The organism is Phenylobacterium sp. (assembly GCF_041691455.1).
Taxonomy (GTDB): domain Bacteria; phylum Pseudomonadota; class Alphaproteobacteria; order Caulobacterales; family Caulobacteraceae; genus Phenylobacterium.
In genome coordinates, this window is record NZ_JBEPUO010000002.1 from 424,009 (window position 1) to 449,390 (window position 25,382).

Annotated in this window: 29 protein-coding genes; 13 read left to right on the forward strand and 16 right to left on the reverse strand. The window is 70.4% G+C overall.

Translation table 11 applies throughout. The features are described from left to right. Window positions 1-7 precede the first annotated feature (7 nt). Genes pgeF through lgt form a run of 3 tightly spaced genes read right to left on the reverse strand, consistent with a single transcriptional unit; the run spans window position 8 to window position 2,704 of the window. On the reverse strand, window positions 8-775 hold the full coding sequence (gene pgeF, locus ACESMY_RS05790) for a peptidoglycan editing factor PgeF (protein ID WP_372783124.1): 768 nt from the start codon (window positions 773-775) through the stop codon (window positions 8-10). Next, window positions 772-1,830 carry a class I SAM-dependent methyltransferase gene (locus ACESMY_RS05795; RefSeq protein ID WP_372783126.1) on the reverse strand — a complete coding sequence of 353 codons (1,059 nt, stop codon included), beginning with the start codon at window positions 1,828-1,830 and terminating at the stop codon, window positions 772-774. The genes pgeF and ACESMY_RS05795 overlap by 4 nt, the downstream gene beginning before the upstream one ends. After that, entirely contained in the window at window positions 1,817-2,704 is an 888-nt protein-coding gene (gene lgt, locus ACESMY_RS05800) for a prolipoprotein diacylglyceryl transferase (RefSeq protein ID WP_372783128.1), read from the reverse strand. Before lgt ends, ACESMY_RS05795 begins: the two co-directional genes overlap by 14 nt. 122 nt (window positions 2,705-2,826) lie before the next feature. Between lgt and ACESMY_RS05805 the strand changes: the two genes are divergently transcribed. The 3 genes from ACESMY_RS05805 to proC all read left to right on the forward strand — a co-directional run bounded on the left by ACESMY_RS05805 (window position 2,827) and on the right by proC (window position 4,578). Next, window positions 2,827-3,084 (forward strand): accessory factor UbiK family protein, encoded by a 258-nt coding sequence (locus ACESMY_RS05805; protein WP_372783130.1) that lies wholly within the window; start codon window positions 2,827-2,829, stop codon window positions 3,082-3,084. 144 nt (window positions 3,085-3,228) lie between these two features. Continuing rightward, entirely contained in the window at window positions 3,229-3,732 is a 504-nt protein-coding gene (locus ACESMY_RS05810) for a YbjN domain-containing protein (protein WP_372783132.1), read from the forward strand. 54 nt (window positions 3,733-3,786) lie between these two features. Further along, complete coding sequence (proC, locus tag ACESMY_RS05815) at window positions 3,787-4,578, forward strand: pyrroline-5-carboxylate reductase (RefSeq protein WP_372783399.1); 792 nt, start codon at window positions 3,787-3,789, stop codon at window positions 4,576-4,578. On the opposite strand, the gene ACESMY_RS05820 is transcribed toward proC, so the two are convergent. Next, window positions 4,575-6,146 carry a winged helix-turn-helix domain-containing protein gene (locus ACESMY_RS05820; RefSeq protein WP_372783134.1) on the reverse strand — a complete coding sequence of 524 codons (1,572 nt, stop codon included), beginning with the start codon at window positions 6,144-6,146 and terminating at the stop codon, window positions 4,575-4,577. The two genes, proC and ACESMY_RS05820, sit on opposite strands and share 4 nt — an antisense overlap. A 184-nt stretch (window positions 6,147-6,330) precedes the next feature. Here ACESMY_RS05820 and ACESMY_RS05825 point away from each other — a divergent pair, with 184 nt between their 5' ends. Beyond that, a complete protein-coding gene (locus ACESMY_RS05825) occupies window positions 6,331-6,549 on the forward strand; it encodes a 4-oxalocrotonate tautomerase family protein (RefSeq protein WP_372783136.1) in 219 nt (72 codons plus the stop codon). A 161-nt stretch (window positions 6,550-6,710) separates the two neighbouring features. Next, on the forward strand, window positions 6,711-7,064 hold the full coding sequence (locus ACESMY_RS05830) for a UrcA family protein (RefSeq protein ID WP_372783138.1): 354 nt from the start codon (window positions 6,711-6,713) through the stop codon (window positions 7,062-7,064). Between the two features lie 89 nt (window positions 7,065-7,153). Here the strand turns inward: ACESMY_RS05830 and ACESMY_RS05835 are convergent, their stop codons facing one another. The 3 genes from ACESMY_RS05835 to ACESMY_RS05845 form a co-directional block, all read right to left on the reverse strand. Continuing rightward, window positions 7,154-7,768: a class I SAM-dependent methyltransferase gene (locus ACESMY_RS05835; protein ID WP_372783140.1), complete on the reverse strand. Its 615-nt coding sequence runs from the start codon at window positions 7,766-7,768 to the stop codon at window positions 7,154-7,156. Window positions 7,769-7,877: 109 nt separating this feature from the next. Then, on the reverse strand, window positions 7,878-9,236 hold the full coding sequence (locus tag ACESMY_RS05840) for an ATP-binding protein (protein WP_372783142.1): 1,359 nt from the start codon (window positions 9,234-9,236) through the stop codon (window positions 7,878-7,880). Beyond that, the gene (locus ACESMY_RS05845; RefSeq protein WP_372783144.1) at window positions 9,237-9,935 is read right to left on the reverse strand and encodes a response regulator; all 699 of its coding nucleotides are present in this window, start codon (window positions 9,933-9,935) and stop codon (window positions 9,237-9,239) included. Between the two features lie 77 nt (window positions 9,936-10,012). Between ACESMY_RS05845 and ACESMY_RS05850 the strand changes: the two genes are divergently transcribed. Then, window positions 10,013-10,900 carry a branched-chain amino acid aminotransferase gene (locus ACESMY_RS05850; protein ID WP_372783146.1) on the forward strand — a complete coding sequence of 296 codons (888 nt, stop codon included), beginning with the start codon at window positions 10,013-10,015 and terminating at the stop codon, window positions 10,898-10,900. 50 nt (window positions 10,901-10,950) lie between these two features. Here ACESMY_RS05850 and ACESMY_RS05855 read toward each other — a convergent pair whose 3' ends face one another. The 5 genes from ACESMY_RS05855 to ACESMY_RS05875 all read right to left on the reverse strand — a co-directional run bounded on the left by ACESMY_RS05855 (window position 10,951) and on the right by ACESMY_RS05875 (window position 14,120). Next, window positions 10,951-11,775: a prolyl hydroxylase family protein gene (locus ACESMY_RS05855; protein ID WP_372783148.1), complete on the reverse strand. Its 825-nt coding sequence runs from the start codon at window positions 11,773-11,775 to the stop codon at window positions 10,951-10,953. 62 nt (window positions 11,776-11,837) lie between these two features. After that, complete coding sequence (locus tag ACESMY_RS05860; RefSeq protein WP_372783150.1) at window positions 11,838-12,533, reverse strand: isoprenylcysteine carboxylmethyltransferase family protein; 696 nt, start codon at window positions 12,531-12,533, stop codon at window positions 11,838-11,840. An 11-nt stretch (window positions 12,534-12,544) separates the two neighbouring features. After that, window positions 12,545-12,943 carry a DUF4870 family protein gene (locus tag ACESMY_RS05865; RefSeq protein ID WP_372783152.1) on the reverse strand — a complete coding sequence of 133 codons (399 nt, stop codon included), beginning with the start codon at window positions 12,941-12,943 and terminating at the stop codon, window positions 12,545-12,547. A gap of 68 nt (window positions 12,944-13,011) precedes the next feature. Beyond that, entirely contained in the window at window positions 13,012-13,383 is a 372-nt protein-coding gene (folB, locus tag ACESMY_RS05870) for a dihydroneopterin aldolase (RefSeq protein WP_372783154.1), read from the reverse strand. Next, window positions 13,383-14,120 carry an SDR family oxidoreductase gene (locus ACESMY_RS05875; protein WP_372783156.1) on the reverse strand — a complete coding sequence of 246 codons (738 nt, stop codon included), beginning with the start codon at window positions 14,118-14,120 and terminating at the stop codon, window positions 13,383-13,385. Before ACESMY_RS05875 ends, folB begins: the two co-directional genes overlap by 1 nt. A 236-nt stretch (window positions 14,121-14,356) precedes the next feature. On the opposite strand from ACESMY_RS05875, the gene ACESMY_RS05880 reads away from it, so the two are divergent. Together ACESMY_RS05880 and ACESMY_RS05885 are read left to right on the forward strand one after the other, a co-directional pair. After that, window positions 14,357-15,289, forward strand: coding sequence for an SMP-30/gluconolactonase/LRE family protein (locus tag ACESMY_RS05880; protein ID WP_372783158.1), 933 nt, complete (start codon window positions 14,357-14,359; stop codon window positions 15,287-15,289). Between the two features lie 119 nt (window positions 15,290-15,408). After that, window positions 15,409-16,848 (forward strand): aldehyde dehydrogenase family protein, encoded by a 1,440-nt coding sequence (locus ACESMY_RS05885; RefSeq protein ID WP_372783160.1) that lies wholly within the window; start codon window positions 15,409-15,411, stop codon window positions 16,846-16,848. A gap of 61 nt (window positions 16,849-16,909) precedes the next feature. Here ACESMY_RS05885 and nhaA read toward each other — a convergent pair whose 3' ends face one another. Beyond that, entirely contained in the window at window positions 16,910-18,112 is a 1,203-nt protein-coding gene (nhaA, locus tag ACESMY_RS05890) for a Na+/H+ antiporter NhaA (RefSeq protein WP_372783401.1), read from the reverse strand. A gap of 64 nt (window positions 18,113-18,176) precedes the next feature. Here nhaA and ACESMY_RS05895 point away from each other — a divergent pair, with 64 nt between their 5' ends. From ACESMY_RS05895 to ACESMY_RS05910, 4 genes are read left to right on the forward strand one after another with little or no spacing between them, the layout of a single operon-like run. After that, window positions 18,177-18,740, forward strand: a complete 564-nt coding sequence (locus tag ACESMY_RS05895; RefSeq protein WP_372783162.1) for a carboxymuconolactone decarboxylase family protein — start codon at window positions 18,177-18,179, stop codon at window positions 18,738-18,740. Between the two features lie 2 nt (window positions 18,741-18,742). Beyond that, window positions 18,743-19,543, forward strand: coding sequence for an SDR family NAD(P)-dependent oxidoreductase (locus ACESMY_RS05900; protein ID WP_372783164.1), 801 nt, complete (start codon window positions 18,743-18,745; stop codon window positions 19,541-19,543). Window positions 19,544-19,591: 48 nt separating this feature from the next. Beyond that, window positions 19,592-20,062, forward strand: coding sequence for a winged helix-turn-helix transcriptional regulator (locus tag ACESMY_RS05905; RefSeq protein WP_372783166.1), 471 nt, complete (start codon window positions 19,592-19,594; stop codon window positions 20,060-20,062). Between the two features lie 43 nt (window positions 20,063-20,105). Further along, a complete protein-coding gene (locus ACESMY_RS05910; protein ID WP_372783168.1) occupies window positions 20,106-21,533 on the forward strand; it encodes a protein adenylyltransferase SelO in 1,428 nt (475 codons plus the stop codon). Here the strand turns inward: ACESMY_RS05910 and ACESMY_RS05915 are convergent. Genes ACESMY_RS05915 through ACESMY_RS05925 form a run of 3 tightly spaced genes read right to left on the reverse strand, consistent with a single transcriptional unit; the run spans window position 21,530 to window position 23,922 of the window. Then, window positions 21,530-22,432, reverse strand: a complete 903-nt coding sequence (locus ACESMY_RS05915; RefSeq protein WP_372783170.1) for a DMT family transporter — start codon at window positions 22,430-22,432, stop codon at window positions 21,530-21,532. The two genes, ACESMY_RS05910 and ACESMY_RS05915, sit on opposite strands and share 4 nt — an antisense overlap. Beyond that, entirely contained in the window at window positions 22,429-23,283 is an 855-nt protein-coding gene (gene gluQRS / locus ACESMY_RS05920; RefSeq protein WP_372783172.1) for a tRNA glutamyl-Q(34) synthetase GluQRS, read from the reverse strand. Before gluQRS ends, ACESMY_RS05915 begins: the two co-directional genes overlap by 4 nt. A gap of 9 nt (window positions 23,284-23,292) precedes the next feature. After that, window positions 23,293-23,922: a TetR/AcrR family transcriptional regulator gene (locus tag ACESMY_RS05925; protein WP_372783174.1), complete on the reverse strand. Its 630-nt coding sequence runs from the start codon at window positions 23,920-23,922 to the stop codon at window positions 23,293-23,295. A gap of 798 nt (window positions 23,923-24,720) precedes the next feature. On the opposite strand from ACESMY_RS05925, the gene ACESMY_RS05930 reads away from it, so the two are divergent. Continuing rightward, window positions 24,721-25,281: an HNH endonuclease gene (locus tag ACESMY_RS05930; protein WP_372783176.1), complete on the forward strand. Its 561-nt coding sequence runs from the start codon at window positions 24,721-24,723 to the stop codon at window positions 25,279-25,281. The last annotated feature ends 101 nt before the right edge of the window (window positions 25,282-25,382 follow it).

Sequence of the window (25,382 nt, forward strand, 5' to 3'; positions counted from 1 at the left end):
GGGCGGCTCAGGTGAGCGCAATCGCCGACATCAGCCGGCCGAAGTCGGGCTGGCCGCGCAGCAGGGCGCGGCGGTTGGAGAAGAACTGGTCGGGCTCGGCGCAGGTGTCGCGGCCGACCCATTCGCAGAGTCCGACGCCGGCGGCGGCCAGCCGGCCGAGCACGAAGGCCGGCAGGTCGAACATGCGCTTTTCGGCCGAGGCCCCGGGGCCGAAGAAGCCCTCGTAGGCGGGGTTGGCCTCGACGAAGCGCTCGAGGAATTCCAGGCCGACCTCATATGACCTGGGCCCGATGCAGGGGCCGATGGCGGCGTGCAGCCGGCCGCGCCGGGCGCCCTGGGCCACCATCTGCTCGACGGTCGCCTCGACGATGCCGCCGAGCGCGCCCTTCCAGCCGGCGTGGGCGGCGGCGACCACCCGGCCTTGCGCGTCGGCCAGCAGGATCGGGGCGCAGTCGGCGGCGAGCGCGCCGCAGACCACGCCCGGCGTCGCGGTCACCACCCCGTCGGCGCGGGGCGGCTCGCCGGGCCAGGGACCGTCCACGGCCAGGGCGGTTGCGGAATGGACCTGGTAGACGGTGACGATCGTCTCGGCGTCGAAGTGGGCGGCGCAGCGGCGGCGGTTCTCGCGCACCGCCCGGGGATCGTCGTCGGAGCCCAGGCCGACGTTCAGGGTCCCGTAGATGCGGCTGGAGACGCCGCCCGCGCGGGTGAAGAAGGCGTGGCGTATGCCCTCAGCCTCCAGCAGCCGAGAGGTCAGGACCGGGGGCCAACTCATGCATCGTCCTCGAACGCGGGCGGTGTCCAGTCCGGCGAATGTATCGCGCAAACCTTGAAGAGGTCGCCCATTTCGTCGGCGGCGATCAGGCGGGTGAGCTGGCGGCCGATGACGCCCGAGCGGCGCGGCGCGGCGCGGACCAGGGCCTCGGCCCGCGCGCCGATCCCCATCCGGGCCAGGAAGGCGGTCTGGGTGAGGATGGCGGCGGTAGCGCCCTGGGCGCGCGCCGCGGCCATCACGGCGGGGAAGTCGGCGTGGATGGTCAGGTCCGCCTCGCCCGGCGTCATCAAAGGGTCGACCTTCTCGTGGCGCCGCAGCGCCTGCAGGGTGTCGCCGAAGCCGGGCTCGGCGCGGCCGTAGTCGATCAGCAGCGCCGCGCCGCCATCGGCGGCGACCCGGGCGCCGAGCGCCGCGCCCAGCGCGCCCTGCGCCGCGGACTGCTCATAGACCTGGCCGACCGCGGCCTCCGGCAAGAGGCCCGCCGCCGGCGTCGAGGCGAGGCCGAAGGCGAGCTCGCCGTCGGCGTCCAGCCCCACGACCTGCTCGGCCCAGCCGATCGCGGTGCGCACGAACTGGCGGGCCGGCAGGCAGTCGAGGAGCTCGTTGGCGACCAGCAGGATCGGCGCGCCGTTCGTGACCTCGGCCAGGCTCTGCGCCCAGTTCACGTCTTCAGGCAGGCGCTCGCGCTGCAGGGCCATCAGCGGGCCGGAGGTCTCCACCAGCCAGACCTCGGCGGCCTCCAGGAAGCCATCGGCATGGCGCACGGTGCGTAGGATGTCGCTCATCAGCGTGCCGTCGCCGGGGCCCATCTCGACCAGGCGGACCGTCTCGGGCCGTCCCATCAGCTCCCAGGCCGAGGCCGCCCAGACGCCGATCAGCTCGCCGAATATCTGGCTGATCATCGGCGCGGTGATGAAGTCGCCGCCTTCGCCCAGCGCCGGGCGGGTGGCGTAGTAGCCGAAGTCCGGGTCGTGCAGGCAGGCGGTCATGTACTGGGCGACGCTGATCGGTCCGCCGGCGGCGATCTGCGCCGCCAGCCGCTCACGCAGGCTCATCAGCGCTCTTGGGCGGGGGTTTGGGGGTGACAGCCGGGGCGGGGGCGGGCTCCGCCGACGCGAGGGCAGGCGGCAGGGGCTCCTTCAGGCCGCGCCAGATCAGCCAGACGCCGATCAGCACCATGGGCGCGGACAGCATCATCCCCATGGTCAGGCCGAGCGGGAAATGCGGCATGTAGCTGTCGGGCTCGCGCACGTTCTCCAGGCCGATCCGGATCAGGCCGTAGCCGGTCAGGAAGAGGCCCATCACCACGCCGCGGCGGTTGAGCCATTTCTTGCCGTGCGCCGCCCAGAACAGCAGCAGGAACATCGCGACGCCTTCCAGCGCCGCCTCATAGAGCTGGCTCGGATGGCGGGGCAGGGGGCCGGCGTCGGGAAACACCATGCCCCAGGGGACTGTGGTCGGCCGGCCCCAGAGCTCGCCGTTGATGAAGTTGGCGATCCGCACCAGGAAGCCGCCGATCGGCTCGGCCACGACGATCAGGTCGCCGAGCCTGAGCGCATCGATCTTCTTGGCGCGGGCGAACAGCAGGCCGGCGACGAAAACGCCCAGGGCGCCGCCATGGAAGCTCATACCGCCGTGCCAGGTCTTCAGGATCTCGACCGGGTCGGTCCAGATCAGCGAGGGCGTGTAGAAGATCACGTGGCCCAGCCGGCCGCCGACGATCACCCCCATGGTCAGCCACAGGATCAGGTCGTCGATCTGCTCGGGGTTGGCCGGGGGCGGGCGGTGCGTCCAGAGCCTGGCGTTGCGCACGTTGGCGATCACATAGCGCCAGCCCAGCAGGATGGTCGCCACATAGGCGAGCGCGTACCAGCGCAGGGCGAAGGGGCCGATGTGGAACAGCACCGGATCGATGTTCGGGAAAGTCACGAGGTCAGCGGCTCCACGGTCCAGGCTGGAAACGCTTTAAAGGAGAAGCCCTTCGCTTTCACCCCTTTAGGTCCATATAAGGAGATGTCGGCAGGCCTCTTGCCCGCCGCGCAGAGTGGCGAATGCAGACACAAAATCCCTTCCTCGACGAAATGGCCAAGCTCTCCACGGCGGCGATGGGGCTGGCGCAGGCCGCGGGCGAAGAAGCCAAGGCCGCCTTCCGGGCGCAAGCCGACCGGATGGCCGCCGAGCTCGATCTGATCCGGCGCGACGACTACGACGCGCTGAAGGCCGAGGTCGCGCAACTGCGGGCCGAGGTCGAGGCGCTGAAAGCCGCCAAGGGGCCGAAGCCCAAACCGAAGTCAGGCGGCAGCGCCTGAAAACGCTCCTACACACGCGAATGTGGGTCGTCGGCGGTAAGAACCGGATGACGACACGGCCGCGAAGCAGATTAGTTTCAGTATCGCAGGCGATTCGGGGGCGGCCATCTGTCTCCCGCCCGCTGCGAAAGGATCATGGGTCTCATGGACACCAGCCCGTCTGACGACAGCGTCCAGCTTGGCGCCGATCCGCTCGATGTCGTGGAGCATGTGCTCGCGGCTGAAAACCTTCCCTTCGACCGCACCGAGGACGGCGACCTGGCGTTTTCGCTGGCCGGCGACTGGAAGGACTACGAACTTTGGTTCGCCTGGCGGCCGGAGGGCGACTGCCTGCAGCTCTGCCTCTCGATGGACCTGACGGTCCCCGCCGAACAGCGCGCCGCCGCTCAGGACCTCATCGCCAAGGTGAACCCGCGCGTCTGGCTCGGCCACTTCGAGCTGTGGGAAGACGGCGAGGTGATCTTCCGGCACGGCATGGCGCTGATGACCGGCGAGCAGCCGAGCCTGGCCCAGGCAGCGGCCATGATCGACGTGGCCGTCGAAGGCGCCGACCGCTTCTACCCGGCCTTCGATTTCCTGGTGCAGGGCTCCAAGTCGCCGGCCGAAGCCATCGCGGCCTGCATGTTCGAGACCATCGGCGAAGCCTGAGACGGCGCCTCGACGATTGCGTTGGGCGCTCCGGCCGCTAGGGTCGGGGCAATGATCACGCCGATCCTGATGCTGGGCGCCGGGCGCATGGGCGGGGCCATCCTTGAGGGCTGGGCGCGGACCGAGGCGTATCCGCCGGCCGAGCTGATGATCGTCGACCCGCAACCCTCTGAGGCCGCGCTGGCTGCCGAGCGCGCCGGGGCCCGGCTGAATCCGCCCGCCGCCGAGCTCGCCGCCGCCCACACCGTGCTGCTCGCGGTCAAGCCGCAGCTCTGGCGGGAGGCGGCCGCCCAGTACGCGCCCTCGCTCGGCCCGGACGCCGTGATTGTCTCGATCGCCGCGGGCGTCGGCTCGCAGGCCATCGCCCGCGCGTTCGGCCGGCCGGTGGCGCGCGTCATGCCGACCACGGCGGCGGCGATCGGCCTCGGCGCCGCCAGCCTCTACGCCGACGATCCGGACATCCGCGCGCGGGGCCGCGCGCTCTTCGAGCCGCTGGGCATCGTGGTCGACCTCGCCGACGAGAACCAGATGCACGCCGCGACCGCGGTCTCCGGCTCCGGCCCGGCCTATCTCTACGCCTTCGTCGAGGCCCTGGAGGCGGCCGGCGCCGCGGCCGGCCTGCCGCCGAGGGACGCCAACCGCCTGGCGCGCGCGACCATCGCCGGGGCCGCGGCCCTGCTGGCGCAGAGCGGGGCCGAGCCGCAGGACCTGCGCCGCCAGGTGACCTCGCCCGGCGGCACCACGGAGGCGGCGCTGAACGTGCTGCTGGGCGAACACGGCCTGCCGCCGCTGTTGCGCGAGGCGGTCGCCAAGGCGCTGCGCCGCTCGAAGGAGCTGGGCGGCTAGTCCAGCCTGACGCCGCCCCGCCTGAGACCTTCGGTGAAGAGCTCCAGATGCTCGCGCTGCTGGAAGGGGTAGGAGGCTTTCACGTAGCCCCCGGTCAGCGGCCCGCCGAGCGCCTCCAGCCGGTCCAGCGCCTCGCGGGCGCCGGCGCTGTCGCCCGTGCGGCCGAGGACCGCGACCAGCCGCTGGCGGGCGCGCAGGTTCTTCGGGTTCTCGGCGAGCGCGCGGTCCAGGTGGAGCCGGGCCCCCTCGCAGTCGTCCATCAGGTAGCGCCAGAGGCCCAGGTCGGCCTCGATGACGTCGGCGTGCAGATAGTTGGGGTCGACCCGGAAGGCCTGGCTCTGGGTGGCGAAGGCCGCCTCCGGGTCGCCGCCGAAGCCGTAGATGCAGCCGGAGAAATGGTGCGCCAGGCCGGCGCTGGGATTGAGGTCGATCGCCTGGTCGGCGTGGTAGCGGGCCCGGGCGTGCGACGCCTCGCCCCAGAGTTCGCCGGCGCCGGCCAGCGAGTGGCCCATCCAGCCGTTGGGATCGATCTCGATCGCCTTGCGCGCCGCGAAGAGCATGTTCTGGAAGTGGTGCTCCACGCCGCCCAGGTTGCCGCCGACCCAGCCCTTGAGCGCCGCCTCGTAGCGGATCAGCGAGATCAGCGCCCAGGAGAGCGGCGAGGCGGGATCGAGCTCCGTGGCGTGCTCGAGCTGTTCCAGGGCGCCGGCGAAGTCGTCCTGTGACGGCCGGTTGAGCACCCACAGCGCCTTCATGGTCAGGTCCCAGGCGGTGAGGTCGGCGGGGGCCTTGCGCAGGATGCGGCGGCGCTCCGCGGAGTCGAGCTCGGGGGCGATGCGCTGGAACACCTGCCGGGCGATCTCCGCCTGCATCCCCGCCAGGCCCTCGAGGTCGCTCTCGAACCGGGCCGACCAGAGCTGTTCCCCGCCGGCGGCGTCGAGCAGCTCGATGCTGAGCCGCGCCTGGCCGCCTGCCCGGTGGATGCGCCCGCCGATGGCGTAGCGGGCGCCGACCGCCGCGGCCCGCTCGGCGATCGGCAGGGCCCGGCGCGCCGGGTCGAAGGCGGCGTTGCGCGACAGGATCGGGAACCAGCGCCACGAGGCGAGCTCGGCCATCAGGTCCTCGGCCAGGCCGTCGACGAAATAGGTGTCGCGCGGGTCCGGGTTCTCCTGCTCGAAGGGGAAGACGGCGACCATCGGCCGGGCCATCACCTCGGCCAGGCGGTCCGGGGCGCTGGACCGCACGGGGGGCGGCGCGCCCTCCTCGGTCGCCTCGCCCACGAAGCGGAAGCCCTGGCCGTGGACGGTGCGGATCCAGCGCTGGGCCGCGCCGTCGTCGTCCAGCGCCTGGCGGGCGAACTTGATGCGGCTGGAGAGCGCGGACTCCGATACGATCCGGCCACCCCAGACCGTCTCGATGATCTCGTCCTTGGTGACCAGGCGCTCGCGGTTCTCGACCAGCAGCCGCAGGAGGGCGAACACCTGCGGCTCGACCGCCACCCGCGCGCCGTCGCGCCGCAGCTCGACCTGGCCGGTGTCGATCTCGAAGGGGGCGAATCTGAAGATCATCGAGGGCAGGGGTCTTTTCGGGAAACGCTGGGAACGCGGCCGGCGCGAGCGCCGCATGCACGGCTTTTTGCGGCAAATCTCCCGGAAATCTCCAGGCGGCCTTCAAGCTTGGATTTAGGGAGCCGGGTATCGCTTGGCCAGTGACGCGGGAATTGTTCCGCTAAGCCAGTCAGGAGAACGGGCAATGCCCCTCGTGGATATTCAACTGATCAAAGGCGTGTTCGACGAGAACGAGAAGCGCCAGATGATCGAGAAGGTCACCGACACCATGGTGGCCATCGAAGGCGAAGTGATGCGCGGCGTCACCTGGGTTCGTGTCCAGGAAGTCGCCAGCGGCGAATGGGGCATCGGCGGCAAGACGCTGACCGCCTCTGACGTCAAGGCCATGCGCGCCACGCGCTAGGCCTTGCGGGCCGCCGCGTCTCCTCCCCCAGGCGCCCCGCGGCGGCCCACCCCCTTTTCGAAACCACAAGACCGAACAGCGCCGCGCCTCGGCCGGCGCCCCCAACTGCGACACCCGGAGGACACTGTGTCCTCGGGGCGCTTACTCTTTGGAGAACTCAAATGTTCAAGGCTTTCCATCTCCTGGCGACCGCCTCGCTGGCCGGCACGCTGCTCGTGTCCGGCGCGGCCCAGGCCCAGTCGTTCGACGCGCGGACCGGCGGCCCCAGCTCACAGACCGTGCGCTACGCCGATCTCGACATCCGCCAGGCCCCGGGCGCCGAGGTCCTGCTTCGCCGCATCTCGGTGGCCGCCGACCGCGTCTGCGGCGGTGAGCCGGACGGCCGTTCGCGGCGCGCGACACAGGCCTTCGCGACCTGCCGCAAGGCCAGCATCGCCCACGCCGTGGCGAGGCTCGGCGCGCCGGTGGTCAGCGCCCGCTACGACGCCCAGGCGATCGAGGTCGCCACCCGCTAGGGCGGGAAAGCGCCGGCCGGCGTCAGCGGACGTCGGCCGGCCGCCGCCAGGTCCCGTGGCCGTGCGCGCTGAACCGCGGATGAACGCCGTTATCCTGCCTCGGCGCGCCCGCACTTGCGCCCGCGGACCAGGAAGGTGGCCCGCTTGGCCGAGTGCACCACCTCGCGCATGCGGACCTGCAGGCCGAGCTCCTTCAGCATGTCCGACGCCGTCCTGGCGGTCTCGGCGCCCTCGCCCGGCGGCTCGAAACGGCCCTCGGTGCGGAAGTCGCGGATCGACAGCATCAGGTCGCCGCCCGGCTTCAGCACCCCGGCCATCTCGGCGAGCGCGCATTCCTTGTCCGGCCACTGGTGGAAGGAGTTGACCGCGAAGGCCACGTCGAACCGCTCGTCCGGAAACGGCAGGTCGCTCGCCTCGCCGACCCGAAGGTCCAGGGCCGCGTCGCCGCGGCCGCCGTTCAGCCGGCGCCGGGCGCGCGCCACCATCAGCTCGGAGTGGTCGACGCCGGCCACCAGGCCCAGCGGCCGGCTCTTCGCGAGCATCTCCAGCGCATGGCCGGGGCCGAATCCGATCTCCAGCACCGCCGCGCCGGGTGGCGGATCGAGCGCATCCACCGTCGCGCGGTTCTGCGCCGCATTGCCGCTCTCCAGCAGCCAGCCCATCACTAGGCCCAGCGCGCCGCGTGGTTTTTCCGCCTGATGCATGACGATCTTCCCTGGTCCGACATTCTATAGTGGCCGCCACCGGGATCGGCGGATGCGGACGGAAAGATGAATTCGCTGTCATGCGCCCAGGCGGCGGGCCGGCGGTTGGTCAGCCGGGCAGCCGGACCACGGCCCTAAGGCCGCCCAGGGGCGAGCGGGACAGGGTGATGTCGCCGCCGTGGCCGCGGGCGACATCGCGGGCGATGGCCAGGCCCAGGCCGACCCCCTTGGTGTTCTGGTTGCGCGCCTCGTCCAGCCGTCCGAAGGCCTTGAACGCCTCCTCGTAGCGCTCCTCCGGAATGCCCGGCCCGTCATCGTCGACGACGATCTCGACGCCGCCCTGGGCGCGGACATCGGCCGCCACCTCGACGTGCTCGCCATGCACCGCGGCGTTCATGACCAGGTTGGAGAGCGCCCGCTTCAGCGCATTGGGCCGCACCTGGGCCATCAGCTCCGGATCGGCGGCCACCTTGACCTGGGCGCCGGCGCGGACCGCGCCCTCGCTGACCTCTTCCAGGAGGTCGCGCAGCCGCACGGTCTCGACGGCCTCGCCGCCCTCGCCGCGGGCGAAGGCCAGGTACTCGTCGATCATGTGCTCCATCTCGGCGAGGTCGCGCTTCATGGCGCCGTTGCGCTTCGAGGGTTCGGCCAGCGCCAGCGCCAGCTTCAGGCGGGTGAGCGGGGTGCGAAGGTCGTGGCTGACCGAGGCCAGCAGGGTCGTGCGCTGGTCGATGTGGCGCTGGATGCGGGCGCGCATGTCGAGGAAGGCGGTGGCCGCGCGGCGCACCTCCTTGGCCCCGTGCGGCTTGAAGGCCGGCACGTCGCCGCCGCGCCCGAAGGCTTCCGCGGCGTTGGCCAGCCGCTCGATGGCGCGGACCTGGTTCCTGATGAAGAGGATGGCGATCGAGGTCAAAAGGATCGTCGCCACGGTCATCCAGAGGACGAAGATGTGCCCCTGGGTGGCGAAGGCCCGGTCGCGGGGCGCCAGCACCCGCATCACCCCGCCCGGCACCGCCACGCGGATGTCGACGTAGGCTGGGTAGCGGGTGGTGTCGAACCAGAAGGGCTGGTCGAGCCGTTCCGACAGCGCGCGGCGCAGCGACTGGTCGATGGGGGCCAGGAACGGCTGGACCAGCACTGGCTCCTCGCGCCGGCTGGCCGGCAGCTTGCGGCCCGGCTGCAGGGCGATCGAGAGGCTCATGGAGTCCTCGGCGCGCTTGGAGAGCTTGGCGAAGGCCGCGGGGCTCGGGTCGTCGCGGTAGCTCTCCACCGCCCAGGCGATGTCGCCGGCCAGGCCCTCGGAAAGCCGGCTGGTCACCGTCTGCCAGTGGGCGTCGAAGAAGACGTAGGTGACCGCGATCTGCATGATCGCGACCGGCAGGACGATGATCAGCAGGGAGCGGCCGAACAGCGTCTTCGGCATCTGCCGCTTGATCCAGCGGCCGATCACGCGTGCGCTTCTCGCCATCTAGTCCGGAGCCAATCGGTAGCCGACGCCGCGCACGGTCTGCAGATAGCGCGGCGCCTTGGGGTCGGCCTCGATCTTACGCCGAAGCCGCGTGACCTGCACATCCACCGCCCGGCCGGAGGGGTCGACGGTGTCGCGGGCCAGCTCCAGCCGCTCCACCGCCTCGTGCGGCGTGCGCGCCAGCTCGCGGAGCAGGGCGACCTCGGCCTCGGTCAGCTTCACCGGCTCGCCGTCCTGCGAGAGTTCGCCGCGGTCCGGGTCGAACTGGCAGCGGCCGAGCGACAGGGGCCCGCCCTGCGCCGGCCGGTCCTGGGCGCGCCGCAGGATCGCCTCGATGCGCAGGAGCAGCTCTTCCGGCTCGAAGGGCTTGGCCAGGTAGTCGTCGGCGCCCAGCTTCAGGCCCTCGATCCGGTCGCCGGGCTCGCCCATGGCGGTCAGCATCAGGACCGGCGTCCGGCCGGCGGGCGCGCGCTGTTCGCGCAGCCACCGGGTCAGGGAAAATCCATCCTCGCCCGGCATCATCACGTCGAACACCGCCAGGTCGAAGTCGAGCGTGCCGATCAGCTTGCGGGCCGGGGCGCCGCCCGCCGCGGCGGTCACCCGGAAGCCCGCACGGGCGAGATATTCCTTCAAAAGCTCGCGGATTCGGTCGTCGTCGTCGACGATCAACAGGTGCCGCGCGCGCGCCGCCCCACTCATCGCCAGCCGCCATTTTGTTTGACGGGGCCGCCTTCGAGGGGTTCTAGAGGAGCCTTGCGAAAGGAGGTCACCCTCTCATGTCTCTCGTTCCCTTCGACGACCGCGATGGATGGATCTGGCTGGACGGCCAGTTCGTGCCCTGGCGCGAGGCGACGGTGCACGTACTGACGCACGGCCTGCACTACGCCTCGGCCGTGTTCGAGGGTGAGCGGATGTACGGGGGCGAAATCTACGAGCTGACGGCGCATACCGAGCGTCTGTTCCAGTCCGCCGAGATCCTCGACTTCCAGATCCCGTTCACGGTGGCCCAGATCGACCAGGCCTGCAAGGAAACCTGCGCCAAGAACGGCCTGACCGACGCCTACATCCGCCCGATCGCCTGGCGCGGCTCGGAGATGATCGGGGTCTCGGCCCAGAACACCAAGATCCATGTGGCCATCGCCTGCTGGGATTGGCCGAGCTATTTCAAGCCGGAAGAGAAGGCCAAGGGCATCCGCATGTGCTGGGCCAAGTACAAGCGCCCGTCACCGGAAACCGAGCCGGTGCACGCCAAGGCCACCGGCCTCTACATGATCTGCACCATCTCCAAACATGCCGCCGAGAAGGCCGGGTTCACCGACGCCATGATGCTCGATTACCGGGGCTATCTGGCGGAATCGACCGGCTCCAACGTGTTCTTTGTGCAGGACGGGGTGATCCACACCCCGACGCCGGACTGCTTCCTGAACGGGATCACCCGCCAGTCGGTGATCAAGCTCGCCCAGGCCAAGGGCTTCGAGGTGATCGAGCGGCACATCCGGCCCGAGGAACTTTCCGGCTTCTCCGAGTGCTTCGTGACCGGCAGCGCCGCGGAGGTCACGCCGGTGGCCGAGATCGGCGAATACACCTTCCGGCCGGGCAACATCTCGCTCAGCCTGATGGACGACTACGCCAAGATGGTGCGCCGCCAGCTGGTCAGCGCCTGACGACAGGGGTCCGGGCCGCCTCGGCGGCCCGTGACGTCCTCAGCAGGGCGTCAGATGGCCGTGCGGTTGCGGATCCACTGGGAAAACAGCCATTTCTCGCCGGAGCGCGGCGGCAGTCCGGCGTGCAGGGTCCGGCGGTCCGGCCCGCCCGCCCGATCGACGTTGGCGAAGGTCAGGCCGTCGCCCGGCTCGCCCTTGTAGGTGACCCCGACCAGCGGAAAATCCGTCTCGCCGCCTTCGAAGCCGCTGTTCAGGTAGATCAGGAAGGTCGCCACCCGCTGTCCGCGCGAAGCCACCTCCGCGGCGAGACCGGGCAGGTCCGGGTCGAGGAAGTCGTGATGGCGGCCGAACTGCTGGCCGGGGGCGTAGTGCAGCACTTGGGCCGGCTCCAGCCGCTGCACCGGCGCGCCGATCGCCGTCGCGATGCGCGCCCGGATCGCCACGATCACCAGGTCGAAGGCCGGGAAGGCGAAGCCGATGGCGCTGTTGTTGCGCTCCGGATCGACGTGCCGCTCGCCGGTCTTGGGATCGTAGGTCTCGGCCAGGCGCGTGTGGCCGGCGGCGCGGCCGACCAGCCACTCGCAGGCCGGCGCGGGCAGGAAGCCGGGCAGGCTGGTAATCCGCGGATCGGCCAGCAGGCGATGTTCCTTGATCGGCCTGGGCGGTCCGATGAAGCCGCTGGCCTCCAGCACGGCGAGCTGGCCCTCGGCGGACGCCGAGCCGAGCTTGGCGGCGCGCTTGAGCCGGTCCAGCGCCCGCGACCAGCTCGGCCGCTCGCCGACGCCCAGCGCGGCCACCACCGCGGTGAAGGCCACGGCCTCGGGGTCGCCGGCGTTCGCGCGCTGGTGGAGAGCGATGAGCTGGGGCGAGGCCATGCGGCGAAGCTACGACGTGCGACGGCGGACCGGAAGTCCGGCGCCGGCCGGCCGCCGAGGCGTCACCAGATCCCCGGGGCGTAGCGCCAGCGGACCCGCCTAGCGTAGTCCTGGTAGCCGGCGAGCTCCTCGCGCAGCATCTTCTCCTCGCCGAGCGTGCGCCAGGCGATGGCGGCGATCATCGGCGGCACGAGCGCCAGGCTCCACAAGGAGCCGAGCATCAGCGGCATGCCGACGAACTGCCAGAGCGCGAAGGCGTACATCGGGTGGCGCACGAAGGCGTAGGGGCCGGTCGAGATCACCGTCTGCCTGCGCTCGGCCTGCACCTTGATCACCGGGGCTGCGAAGCTGTTGGCGCCAAACACCCAGGCGATGCCGGCGTAGCTGACGACGATCATGGCAGCGCCGAGCACCTGGACGGCCAGGGGCACGTGCGACCAGGCCATGCGCCGCGCGTCCAGGCCCATCAGCAGCAGCCAGCCGACGTAGACCACGCAAAGGACGCCCAGGAACGCCCGGTCCCAAGGCTTCTGGCCGGCCTGGATCGGCGGTTTCATCCGCTCCTCGAGCAAGGCGGGATCGGCCCAGGCGAGCCACAGCGTGACGGCGAGGCTGAGGGTCGTGAAGAGCGCCAGGAACGCCCAGCCCGACGGCCATCGCCAGGTCCCCGCGGCGCCGAAAAGCAGGAGGCCGAAGAACAGCATCAGGGCTGCGAGCTGGACGAGGACCTTCGGGACCAGACGCTTCCCGGCGGCCATGGCGGGAGCTCCTAGACGAGGTTGGCGTAGGGCCGCGGATAGGGCTCGCCCTGCGCCAGGTAGATCACGCCGACGACGCAGCGCAGGCCGTACCAGACCGCCCCCAGGGCGAACATCACCTTGGCCAGGATCAGCAACGGAATACCGATCAGGATGAAGCTCAAGGGGATGCCGATCCCCAGCACCATGCCGGCGATGACGCACCAGACGAGGCCGATCCAGAAGGTGCGGATCAGGAAGGTGTAGTGGCTGCGGGTCTGCGGGCCGGCCGTGGCCTGGCTCGAATAGGCGATGATGACGCCGACGACGGAGGTCAGCCCCGCGGTCGCGAAGCCCAGCAGGTAGAGCGCATAGGCGACGGCCGGCATGGTCCGGTCTTCCGTCACCCCGTAGTCCAGATGGTCGGTCATGGCTTTCGAGCCTCCCCGCCAGGATGGTTGCCCCATTTAGGTGGGAGCGCCAGGGCTCGATTGCAAAGTCAGCCGCGTAGGAGGGTGATCTCGACGCCGGCGCCGACCGCGTCCGGGGCCAGCGCCAGGGGCTTTTCCACCCGCACCCGGGCCTTGGTCACGCGCGGGTCGGCGAGGCACGCGTGGGCCAGCCGCTCGGCGAAGGTCTCGACCAGTTCGATGTGCCCCTGGGCGGCGATCTCGCGGGCGGCGCTCAGGATGGTCTCGTAGTTGAGGGTCTCGGCCAGCCGGTCGGCGCCGGCCGTCGGCACGTCCAGCTCCACGTCGACCACCAGCGGCTGCACCCGGCCGATCTCGTGCTTGTAGACGCCGATCTCGGCCTGGACCTTCAGGCCCGTGACGAAGACCTTGGTCATCACCGTGCGCACGGCTGCCGCCATCAGGATATCCAGGCCAGGTGCTGGCCGGCGTCGACCGCGATCGTCTGGCCGGTCACCGAGGGCGCGTCGATCAGGTAGCGCAGGGCCTGGGCGATCTCCGCCGTGCTGACCGGACGGCCGATCAGGGTGGCGCGCGCCTCGGCCTCGAAGGCCGCCTGGTCCTGGTGGGCCGAGGGCAGGGTGGGGCCGGGGCTGATGCCGTTCACCCGGATGCGCGGCGCCAGCGCCTGGGCCAGCAGCCGGGTGGCGTCCCAGAGCGCGGCCTTGCTCAGGGAATAGGAGAAGAACTCGGGCGAGGGCTTCAGGACCCGCTGGTCGATGAGGTTGACGATCAGCCCCTCGCGGTCGGCCGGCAGCCGGCGGGCGAAGACCTGGGCCAGCACCAGGGGACTGCGCAGATTGGTCTCCATGTGCGCGTCCCAGGAGGCGCGGTTCATGTCGGTGAAGGCGTCCTCCTCGAAGACACTGGCGCAATTGACCAACAGGGTGACGGGCCCGAGCTCCGCCTCGGCCTCGCCCACCAGGGCCACGGTGGTGGATTCCTTGCGCAGGTCGCAGGCCAGGATGGCGGCCTTGCGGCCCCGGGCGCGGACTTCCGCCGCGGCGGCCTCGGCCTCGTCGTCGACCGCGCGGACATGGATGGCGACGTCGTAGCCCGCCTCGGCGGCGCAGACCACGAGCGCGCGGCCGATCCGCCGGGCGCCGCCGGTCACCAGGGCCGCGCCGCGCTCAGCCATGAGCGCGCTTCCGAGAGGAGCGCGTCCTGTTCAAACTCAGTCGAGCCGGCCGAATTCAACCAGGTTCAGCAAGCCGAACAGGATGACGACGACGGCGATGGCGATAAGGGCCATGGGTGACTCCGAGTGGCTGGTCGCCCTGCGCTTTATCGAGGCGCCGCCGCAGCCGCAAGCGCACTTGTCGAACCCCGCCCGGCGCGTTCAAGGTTCGCGCAACGATAAAGGGGGAAACCGCCATGCCGCTCGCACCCATCGCGTCCGAGGCGCTGAGCAAGATCGCCGTCGGCATAGACCGGCCGGAGGATGTGGTGGTGGGCCCGGACGGCCGGGTCTTCGCCTCCGACCACCAGTGCGCGGTGGCCGAGATCTTCCCCGACGGGTCGTTCAAGCGGCTGGGGCCCAAGGGGGGTGCGCCCAACGGCCTCAACATGGACCGGCAGGGCCGCATCCTGATCGCCAACTTCGGCCTCTATGACCAGGAGGAAGGGCCGCTGCAGCGGTTCGATCCGGCGACCGGAAAGCACGAGACCCTGCTGGCCGAGGTGGGCGGCATGCGGCTGACCTCGTCCAACTATCCGGTGATGGACGCGGCCGGGAACATCTGGTGCGCCAACTCCACCCATGCGGAGACCTGGCCCCAGGCGCTGGATGGCCGCACCGACGGCTTCATCTTCGTGCTCAGGCCCGACGGCTCGTCGTCGATCGTGGCCGAGGGGCTGAAGTTCCCGAACGGCATGGCGCTCTCCGCCGACGAGAAGACCCTCTACTGCGCCCAGACCAGCGGCGCCGATGTCATGGCCTTCCCGATCCTGCCGGGCGGACGCTTGGGCAGGGGCGAACGCTACGGGCCGGTGCTGGGGCTCCTGCAGCAGGCCGGCGAGCCCGCGCCCGACCACAACGACCTGGGCTACACCGACGGCGTCGGCATGGACGCCGAGGGCAATGTCTGGGTCTGCCTGCCGGCCGCCAACAAGATCGTGGCGATCCTGCCCTCGCTGGAGATGGTGACCGTGATCCACGATCCGTCCGGCGAGATCGTCAACCACCCGACCAACGTCACCTGGGGCGGGGCCGACCTGAAGGACCTCTACATCGGCTCGATCCGGGCGGACTATGTGCTGAAGGGCCGCTCGTCCGTGGCCGGCGAGCCGCTCATCCACCAACGGTGACGCGACGTCATTAGGGAATCTGTCTTCCCCACTTACCGCCGATCACTAGAATAGGGATTGAAGCCGGGCGGGCCCGCCCGTCCGGCCACCCCTTAAAACGAACGATCCGGGAGGACGTCATGCGCGAGTACCTCAAGTTCTACATCGACGGAAAGTGGGTCGAGCCCACCGAGCTCAAGACCCTCGACGTCGAGAATCCGGCCACCGAGCAGGTCGTCGGCCAGATCGCGCTCGGCAACGCGACCGACGTGGACAAGGCCGTGAAGGCCGCCCGCAAGGCCTTCGCCACCTGGTCGCAAACCAGCCGCGAGGAGCGCCTGGAGGTGCTGGGCCGGATTCTCGCCGAGTACCAGAAGCGCTTCGGCGACCTGGCGACGGCCGTCACCGAGGAAATGGGCGCCCCGTCCTCGCTCGCCCAGCGCGCCCAGGTGCCGATCGGCATGGGCCACCTGGCCACCGCCGCCGAGATCCTGAAGACCTTCAAGTTCGAGGACGACCGCGGCCCGACGATGATCGTCAAGGAGCCGATCGGCGTCTGCGCCTTCATCACCCCCTGGAACTGGCCGCTCAACCAGATCGTCTGCAAGGTGGCCCCGGCCATCGCCACGGGCTGCACGATGGTGCTGAAGCCGTCGGAAGTGGCGCCGTTCAGCGGCTATATCTTCGCCGAGATCATGCATGCCGCGGGCGTGCCGGCCGGGGTGTTCAACCTGGTCAACGGCGACGGCCCGACGGTCGGCGCGGCGATGGCCAGCCATCCGGACGTGGACATGGTGTCCTTCACCGGTTCCACCCGCGCCGGCATCGAGGTCGCCAAGGCGGCCGCGCCTACGGTCAAGCGCGTGGCCCAGGAGCTGGGCGGCAAGAGCCCGAACATCGTCCTCGACGACGACGCGTTCGCCAAGGGCGTCGGCCGCGGCGTGGCGGCGATGATGCCCAACTCCGGCCAGTCCTGTAACGCCCCGAGCCGCATGCTGGTCCCGTCCAAGCGGATGGACGAGGCGATCACCGTGGCCCGCGAGGCGGCCTCCCAGGTCACCGTCGGCGACCCGAACGGCAACAGCCAGCTCGGTCCGGTGGTCAACAAGACCCAGTTCGACAAGATCCAGAAGCTGATCCAGAAGGGCATCGACGAGGGCGCGACCCTGGTCATCGGCGGGGTCGGCCGGCCGGAAGGCCTCGACAAGGGCTACTATGTGAAGCCCACGGTCTTCGCCAACGTGACCAACGACATGACCATCGCCCGCGAGGAGATCTTCGGGCCGGTGCTGTCGATCCTCGGCTACGAGACGCTGGATCAGGCCATCGATATCGGCAACGACACCGAGTACGGCCTGGCCGCCTACGTCCAGGCCGGCGACCTGGAGAAGGCCCGCAAGGTCGCCTCGCGGCTGCGCGCCGGCCAGGTGTCGATCAACGGCGGCGGCGGCGACCTGACCGCCCCCTTCGGCGGCTACAAGATGAGCGGCAACGGGCGCGAGTGGGGCGACTACGCCTTCCACGAGTTCCTGGAGACCAAGGCCGTTCTCGGCTACGCGCCCAAGCAGGCCGCCGAGTAGGTCCTCCGCAGCTCAAGCGATCAGGGGCCGCCTGCGAGGGCGGCCCTTTTTCGTTGCCGGCCTAGTCGTCGTCGCGCGCGCGGCGGGCCTGGGACCAGGCGAGCACCGCCATGCCGGCCAGCGTCGACAGGAGCGAGCCTGCGACCACGCCGATCCGCACCTGCGCCTCGGCGGCCGCATCGGTGAGCGGGAAGGCGAGCTGGCCGATGAACAGGCTCATGGTGAAGCCGATCCCGCAGAGCAGCGACAGGCCATAGAGCTCGATCCACTTCGCGCCTGTCGGCCGGCGTGCGAGCTTCAGGCCGATGACCAGGGCCGCGGCGCCGAAGACGCCGAGCTGCTTGCCGATGAAGAGGCCCGCGGCGACCCCGAGCGCCACCGGCCCAAAGAGGTCGGAGACCCCGAGGCCGCGGATCGTGAAGCCGGCGGCGCAGAAGGCGAAGAGCGGCAGGATGAGGAAGGCGACGTAAGGATGCAGGCCCTCCATGAAGTCCTCCAGCACGCCGGGCCGACCGGGCTTGCGGGCCTCGAGCGGGATCATGGCGGCGGCCGCCACGCCCGCCAGCGAGGTCGAGATCCCCGACTTCAGGGTGAAGCCCCAGACGACCACGAACCCTAAGGCGTAGAGCAGGTAGGGCGCGCGCCGCCAGCGGCCGAGCAGGCCCATCAGCGCCAGGCCCACGAGGGCGCCCAGCAGCTCCATCACCCGGAAGTGGTCGGTGAAGAGCAGGCCGATCAGGCCGACCGCCCCCAGGTCGTCGACGATGGCCAGCGTCAGGAGGAAGACCCGCAGGTTCGGCGGCAGCTTCGGCCCGGCGACCGCGAGGGCTGCGATGGCGAAGGCGATGTCGGTGGCGACCGGCACCGGCCAGCCGCGCGGCGCGCCGCCAGGACCCATGTTGATCGCCAGGTAGATCAGGGCCGGCCCGACCATGCCGCCGAGGGCTGCGATCACCGGCAGGGCGAGCCTGCGCGGATTGGCCAGCTCGCCGCGGACGATCTCGTATTTGATCTCCAGGCCGACGACGAAGAAGAACACCGCCATCAGCCCTTCCTTGACCCAGTCGAGGATCGAAAGGGTCTCGGTGAAGGCGCCCAGCTGGACGGTGAAAGGCTCGGCGATGAAGCCGAAATAGATGTGGGCCCAGGGCGAGTTCGTCAGCGTGATGGCGACCACGGCGGCGGCCGCCAGGATCGCGCCCGACGCGCTTTCGGTCTTCAGGAAATCCAGCGTGATCCGCCTGGCCATGGCTTCGGTTAGCATGGTCACGCGCCCGTCGCTAAGGTATCCGACAACACCACCCGCGAGACGCGGAGGAGACGCTCCGATGCGACTGACCAAGCCCCGGTTCGAACCGCTCACCGACGCCGAGCTGACGCCCGAACAGGCCGAGGCGCTGGAGCCGATGCGCCCTGGTCCGGTGCTCAATATCTTCCGCACGCTGGCCCGCGCGCCCAAGGCGCTGGTCCGCTTCAACCAGTGGGGCGGCTATGTGCTGTCCCGGCGCAACGACCTGCCGGCCCGCGAGCGCGAGATCGTCATCCTGCGCACCGGCTTCCTCTGCAAGTCGGGCTACGAATGGACCCAGCACGTCCGCATCGGCCTCCGCGAAGGCCTGACCGAGGACGAGATCGGCCGCCTGAAAAAGGGTGCCGACGCCGGCTGGAGCGCGGCCGATGCGGCCTTGATCCGGGCCTCGGACGAGCTGCATGCCGACCAGTTCATCACCGAGCCGACCTGGGCCGAGCTCGGCAAGCATTTCAGCGACAAGCAGCGGATGGACGTGGTGTTCACGGCCGGCCAGTACACCCAGGTCTCGATGATGCTGAACACCTTCGGAGTGCAGCTCGACGAAGGCCAGACCCTCGACCCCGACCTGAAGGGCTTCTGACCGTGGCGGGCCGTCTGGAGGGCAAGATCGCGGTGGTCGTCGGCGCCGGCCAGACGCCCGGCGAGACCATCGGCAACGGCCGCGCCATGGCGCTGCTGTTCGCGCGGGAAGGCGCCCAGGTGCTGTGCGTCGACCGCGTGGCCGAGCGGGCCGAGGAGACCTCGTCGCTGATCGCCGAGGACGGCGGCGTCGCCTCGTTCCTGGCCGGCGACATCGTCAAGCCGGGCGACCCCGCCCGGATCGTGGAGGAAGCCAAGGCCCGCTACGGCCGCCTCGACGTCCTGATCAACAACGTCGGCATCGGCAACGGCGACGCCCCGGCGCATCGGCTGGAAGAAGCGGCCTTCGACCGCATCCTGTCGGTCAACCTCAAGGGCATGTGGCTGACCATCAAGGCGGCGCTGCCGGTCATGCGCGACCAGGGCGGCGGGGCGATCGTCAACATCTCGTCGCTGGCGGCCCGGGCCGGCGGCATCCAGCTCGCCTATGAGGTCTCCAAGGCCGGCGTGAACCGGCTGACGACCAGCGTGGCCCAGTCGAACGCCCGCTATGGCGTGCGCTGCAACGCCATCGAGATGGGCTACATGGACACGCCCATGGCGGTCTCCGGCATCGCATCCGCCAGCGGCCGTTCGACGGCGGAGGTTCGCGCCGAGCGCGATGCGCGGGTGCCGCTCAAGGGCAAGATGGGCGACGGCTGGGACACGGCCCATGCGGCCCTGTTCCTGGCCTCGGACGACGCCCGGTTCATCTCCGGCGCCATCCTGCCGGTGGACGGCGCCATGGGCTTGCGGATCGGCTAGGGCTCGATCGGGCTAAGTACGAACTTCGAATCCAGTTATGAGGGCGCGATGCACCCGCGCTTCCTCTACGACCTCGACGCCTGTTCGATCCGCACGGCGCTGGAGACGGTGGGCGATCCCTGGACGCTGAAGATCCTGCGCGAGGCGGTCTACGGCCTCACCCGGTTCGACGACTTCGCCCGGGCGCTGGCGTGTGGCCGCGGGGTGCTGAGCGGGCGGCTGAAGGCCATGGTCACCGCCGGCCTCATGGAGCGGCGGGCCTATGCCGAACCCGGCCAGCGCAAGCGCGCGGAGTACCACCTGACGGAAAAGGGCTGGGACCTGTTCCCGGCGCTCCTGGCCCTCTCGCAGTGGAGCGAACGCTGGACGCCGCCGCCGGACGGTCCGGTCGCCAAGGTGAGCGAGCGCGCGTCGGGCCGTCCGGTGCGGGTGTCGATGACCGCCGATCCCAAGGCGGCGCGGCTCACGATGGACGAGGTGCGCGTCCAGCTCGGCCCCGGCGCCCGGCGGATCGCCTAGCGATCCGCTTGCCGCGGGCGGCGGTCGGCGGCTAGGTGCGGCGATGCCGGTCTCGCCCGCCTATCGCCCCGATCCCCAGTTCCCCGACCTGGGCGCGGAGTTCGGCGATCCGGTGCGCGCGGAGGTGTTCCCGAAGACCATCCTGCGGTTCCGCAACGACCGCGCCGCGGCCAGCGTCGGCCTCGACACCCTGACCGACGACGAATGGATCGCCCACTTCGGCCGCTTCGAGCCCTTGCCCGGCAACATCGATCCGCCGCTGGCCCAGCGCTATCACGGCCACCAGTTCCGGGTTTACAACCCCGAGCTCGGCGACGGCCGCGGCTTCACCTTCGCCCAGCTCCGCGAAGCCGGAACCGGCCGCCTGCTGGACCTCGGGACCAAGGGCTCCGGCCGCACGCCCTGGTCGCGGACCGCCGACGGGCGGCTGACGCTGAAGGGCGGGGTGCGCGAGGTGCTGGCGACCGCCATGCTGGAAGCCTTGGGCGTTCCCACCTCGCGCTCGTTCTCACTGATCGAGACCGGCGAGGACCTGGAGCGCGGCGACGAGCCCAGTCCGACCCGCTCGGCGGTGCTGGTCAGGCTCAGCCACGGCCACATCCGCTTCGGCAGCTTCCAGCGCCACGCCTTCTTCGAGCGCCCCGACCGGATCACCGCGCTCGTGGATCACGTCATCGCCAACTACTACCCGGAGCTTGAAGGCGCGAACGACCGCCCGGCGGCCCTGCTCCAGGCGGTGGTGGCGCGCAACGCCCGGCTGACGGCGCGCTGGATGGCGGCGGGCTTCGTCCACGGGGTGCTCAACACCGACAACATGAACCTGACCGGCGAGAGCTTCGACTACGGCCCCTACCGTTTCCTGCCGCACAACGACCCGAACTTCACCGCCGCTTATTTCGACCACGCCGGCCTCTACGCCTTCGGCCGCCAGCCCGAGGCGGTGTTCTGGAACCTGCAGCAGCTGGCGGGCGCGCTGAGCCTGGTCTCCGAAACCGAGGCCCTGGTGGAAGCCCTGAACGGCTTCGGGACCGCCTATCGCGGCGAGCTCACCGCGGCCATGCGGATGCGGCTCGGCGTCCAGGCCCGGGGGGCGGAGGAGGATGCGGCGCTGGTCCAGGCGGCCTTCCGCGCCTTCGCCGAGGGCGGTGAGCGGCTGCGCTGGGAACCGTTCTTCTTCGACTGGTTCTGCGGCGGGGAGGCGCGCGCGCTGGCCGGCCCGCGCGGCGACCTCTACGCGCTGGACGGGTTCGCGGAGTTCCGGCGGCTGTTGGCGGGCTTCACGGCCGACCGGCCCGAGCGGCTCGACGATCCCTATTTCGCGCGGGCCGAGCCCGAGGAACTGCTCGTCGCCCAGATCGAGGCGCTGTGGGCGCCCATCGCCGAGCGCGACGACTGGTCGGGGTTCGAAGCCAAGCTCGCCGGCATCGAGGCCGCCCGAAGGGCCTGGGGCCTGCCCGCGCAGGGAACCTAGGCCGGCTGCGCCTTCGGCCGCGAGGCCCACTGCGCCAGCACCACGCCGCCCAGCGCCACCGCCGCGCCCGCCGCCTGCAGGGGCCCAAGCGCCTCGGCGAACAGCAGCCAGCCCAGCCAGGCGGCCACCACCGGCTGCACCAGCACCACCACCGAGGCCGTCGCGGTCGGCAGCCGGCCCATGGCCCAGGCTATCGAACCCTGGCCGGCCACATGCATCAGGCCCAGGCCCACGCAGGCCGCCCAGCCCGAGCTCCCAGTCGGCAGGATCGGCTCGCCGAGCAGCAGGGCCGAGATCAGCATCAGCGGCATGCCCACGATGCTCGACCAGAACATCAGCCGGCTCGCGCCTTCGGTCTTGCGGCCCTCGCTGATCGCCAGGAAATAGAGCGCGTACCAGAGCGCGGTGGTGGCCGAGAGCGCGTCGCCCAGCGGTTGGTTCAGGATCCTGCCGCCCGAGGTCTTGCCGAGCGCCATCATCCAGGCGCCGGCCACCGCGACCGCCACGGCCAGCAGGAACAGGCCGCGCGGCCGCTGCTTCAGGAAGATCCAGGCGAACGCCGTCACCACCACCGGCGTCAGGTTGGAGAGCACCGTGGCGTTGGTCACCGAGGTGTATTTGATCCCGTAGTGCCAGAACCCCAGGTCGAGGGCGAACATCACCCCGGCGATCACCGCGATCCGCGAGGGCCGGCCGAGCGGTCCGCTGGTCCGGCGCGTCATGATGGCGAGCAGCGGCATGGCGAAGGCCAGGCGCCAGAAGCCGCCGGCCGCGGGACCCGTCTCAGTCAACCGCACCAGGATCGGCGACAGGCCGATGACGCAGGCGCCGAACACGAGCACGGCCACGGCCCGCCAGCGTTGCGCGCCGGCCTCGGATGCGGCCACGGCCTCGGTCAAAATCCCAGCTCCCCGCGCAGGTCCGCCGCCGTCATACCCGACGCGCGCAGCTCGCGCAGCGTTTCCGCCCGGTCGCGCTTGGCGAACCGCCTGCCGTCCGGGCCGGTCAACAGCCGGTGGTGGCGGTAGGTCGGGGTCGGCAGGGCCAGCAGGGCCTGCAACAGGCGCTGGACGTGGGTCGCCTCGAAGAGGTCCTGGCCACGGATCACCTGGGTCACGCCTTGCAGGGCGTCATCGGCCACGACGGCCAGGTGATAGGCGACGCCGACATCCTTGCGGGCCAGCACCACATCGCCGCCGACCTGCGGCCGCGCCGCGATCGCCCCGTGCTCGCCATCGGGGCCCTCGCCCTCCTCGACGAAGCTGAGACGTTCGAAGCCGCCCAGCGCCCGCTCGGCCGCGGCCAGCGACAGGCGCCAGGCATAGGGCTCGCCGGCCGCCACCCTCCGCGCCTCTTGGTCGGGCGGCAGCGGCGCGCCGCGGAAGGCCTCCATGGCGCCGTGTGGCGCGCTCTCGATGGCCTCGGCGATCTCGCGGCGGGTGCGGAAGCAGCGGTAGGTGAGGCCGCGCTCGGAAAGGTCGCGCAGGGCCGCGCCATAGTCGGCCATGTGCTCGGACTGGCGGCGCACCGGGTCTTCCCAGCCCAGGCCCAGCCAGGCCAGGTCCTCGAGCGCGGCGGCCTCGAACTCGGGGCGGCAGCGGGTGCGGTCGATATCTTCGATGCGCAGGAGGAAGCGGCCGTGGACCGCGCGGGCCGCCTCATGGGCGGTGAGGGCCGAAAAGGCGTGGCCCCGGTGCAAGTAGCCGGTGGGCGAGGGCGCGAAGCGGGTGACGAAGGCGGGGCCGGACACCCCGGCGGTCTAGTCCGCCAGGTGCTTGGGAACCAGACCCATGTGCTGGAAGATCGCCTTGAAGAAAGCCCGCTCCCCGCCGCAGGCATCCTTGAGGTGATCGAACTGCTTGAAGCCGGCCATCTCGGCCAGGCCGTGGGCCGAGCACCAGGCGGCGACCGTGGCTAGTTCGATGTCGAGCGCGTCATCGGGATCGGCGCCGGCCTCGACCAGGGTGTCGCGCACCTTACAGTAGGCGCTGTCCTCGCCCTGCTGCATCTCGTCGGGCAGGGCTTCCTTGTCGCGGGCGGTGTCGTACATCACCCGGTAGAGCGCCGGGTTCTCGCGCGCGAAACAGACATAGGCCACGCCCAGATTGTTCATCGCCTCGCGGGGGGAGGGGGCCTCGGCCTTGGCCCTGGCCAGCGCCTGGTCCAGCAGGGTCCAGCCCTCGTGGGCGACCGCCTCGAGCAACTCGCCCTTGTCCTTGAAGTGGTGATAGGGCGCCGCCGGACTGACCCCGGCCTCGCGGGCCACCGCGCGGAGCGAGAGGGCGCTGGGGCCCTCGGCTTCCAGGAGACGGCTCGCGGCGTCGATCAGGGCGCGACGCAGATCGCCGTGGTGATAGGGCCGGGCTTCGGCGGCTTGAGATTCTCTCATCAACCCCACTCTAATTCTCTATCTGGGCGCCGTAAAGATATCTTGACGCCGCTTAGATCAGTGTTATCTTAGCGTTGTTAACATAACAAGTACCTCGCTGCTCACGAGGTTCCAACTCAAAGGTGTGTGTCATGTCTCTCGCAAGCTTCGAACGGTTCTTCGACCGTATCGCGCCGGCCCTGATCCTGGGCCTCGGCACGTCCCTCACGGCAGCCTTCGCCGCCGTCGGCATCTGATCTCCCCGTCTCCTGCCGATCGGAGAAGGGCCCCCCGCGGGGCCCTTTTTCGTCGGCGCCGACAGGGCGCCAAGCGCCATCATGCATTTCTGCATAGCTGCACTGCACAATTTCACATCTAGGCAGCGTTCAGATATGTGCTATCTAAGCATCGTCCACATCGGACAGGGCGGCCCAATCGCCTCCCGACTACGAAAGGAAACCAAGCTATGTCGATCCAACTGAACCGTATCCTCGACACCCTCGCGTCCTACGCGATCGTGTTCCTCGGCCTGACCATCGCCGGCGCCACCGCCATCGTCGGCGCGTAAGGCTCCAGGATGCGATGCCGATAAGCCTCGCCCGCTCAACCGAGTTGTGGCGAGGCCCGGCCGCCCTCTCTGCGTCATGGAGATGTCTCCGAATCTTACCTATAGTGGCTCCCACTGCGGGACAGCCCGAGCTTCCTGAACGGGCCCGTCGCCGCATCCATGCGTCGCGAACAGGGGTCTCGTCTTCAGTTCACCAGCGTACGACATAGGCGCCGAGCGGCGCCCCGCCCCCGACAAGGTGGAGGCCGACCATGCAGGTGCTTAGCCGTGCGCCTTCCGGTTGGCCCGCGCTCGTGCTGAACGCCGACTTCCGGCCGCTCAGCTACTACCCCCTCTCCCTCTGGCCCTGGCAGGACGTCATCAAGGCGGTCTTCCTCGACCGCGTCGACGTGGTCTCCACCTACGACCAGGTGGTCCACTCGCCGTCCTTCGAGATGCAGCTGCCGAGCGTGGTGTCGCTGAAGCAGTATGTGGCCCAGGACCGGCCGCCGGCCTTCACCCGGTTCAACCTCTTCCTGCGCGACGCGTTCTGCTGCCAGTACTGCCGGGCCGGCGAGGACCTGACCTTCGACCATGTGATCCCGCGCTCGCGCGGCGGGCGCACCACCTGGGAGAACATCGTCACCGCCTGCGCCCGCTGCAACCTGATCAAGGGCGGCCGCACCCCGCGCGAGGCCGGCATGCACCCGCGCCGTCCGCCGCACCGCCCCTCGGCCTTCGAGCTCCAGCAGCACGGCCGCCGCTTCCCGCCGCACCACCTCCACGAAAGCTGGCTGGACTACCTCTACTGGGACATCGAGCTGGAGGCTTAGAGCGCCCTCCAGCCACGGGCGGTCGTGCGCGCCCCTGGCCGCACGCAACCCGTCTCCAAGTCATTCACTCTTCTGATAGTCAGCGTTGACAGTCTCCCGCC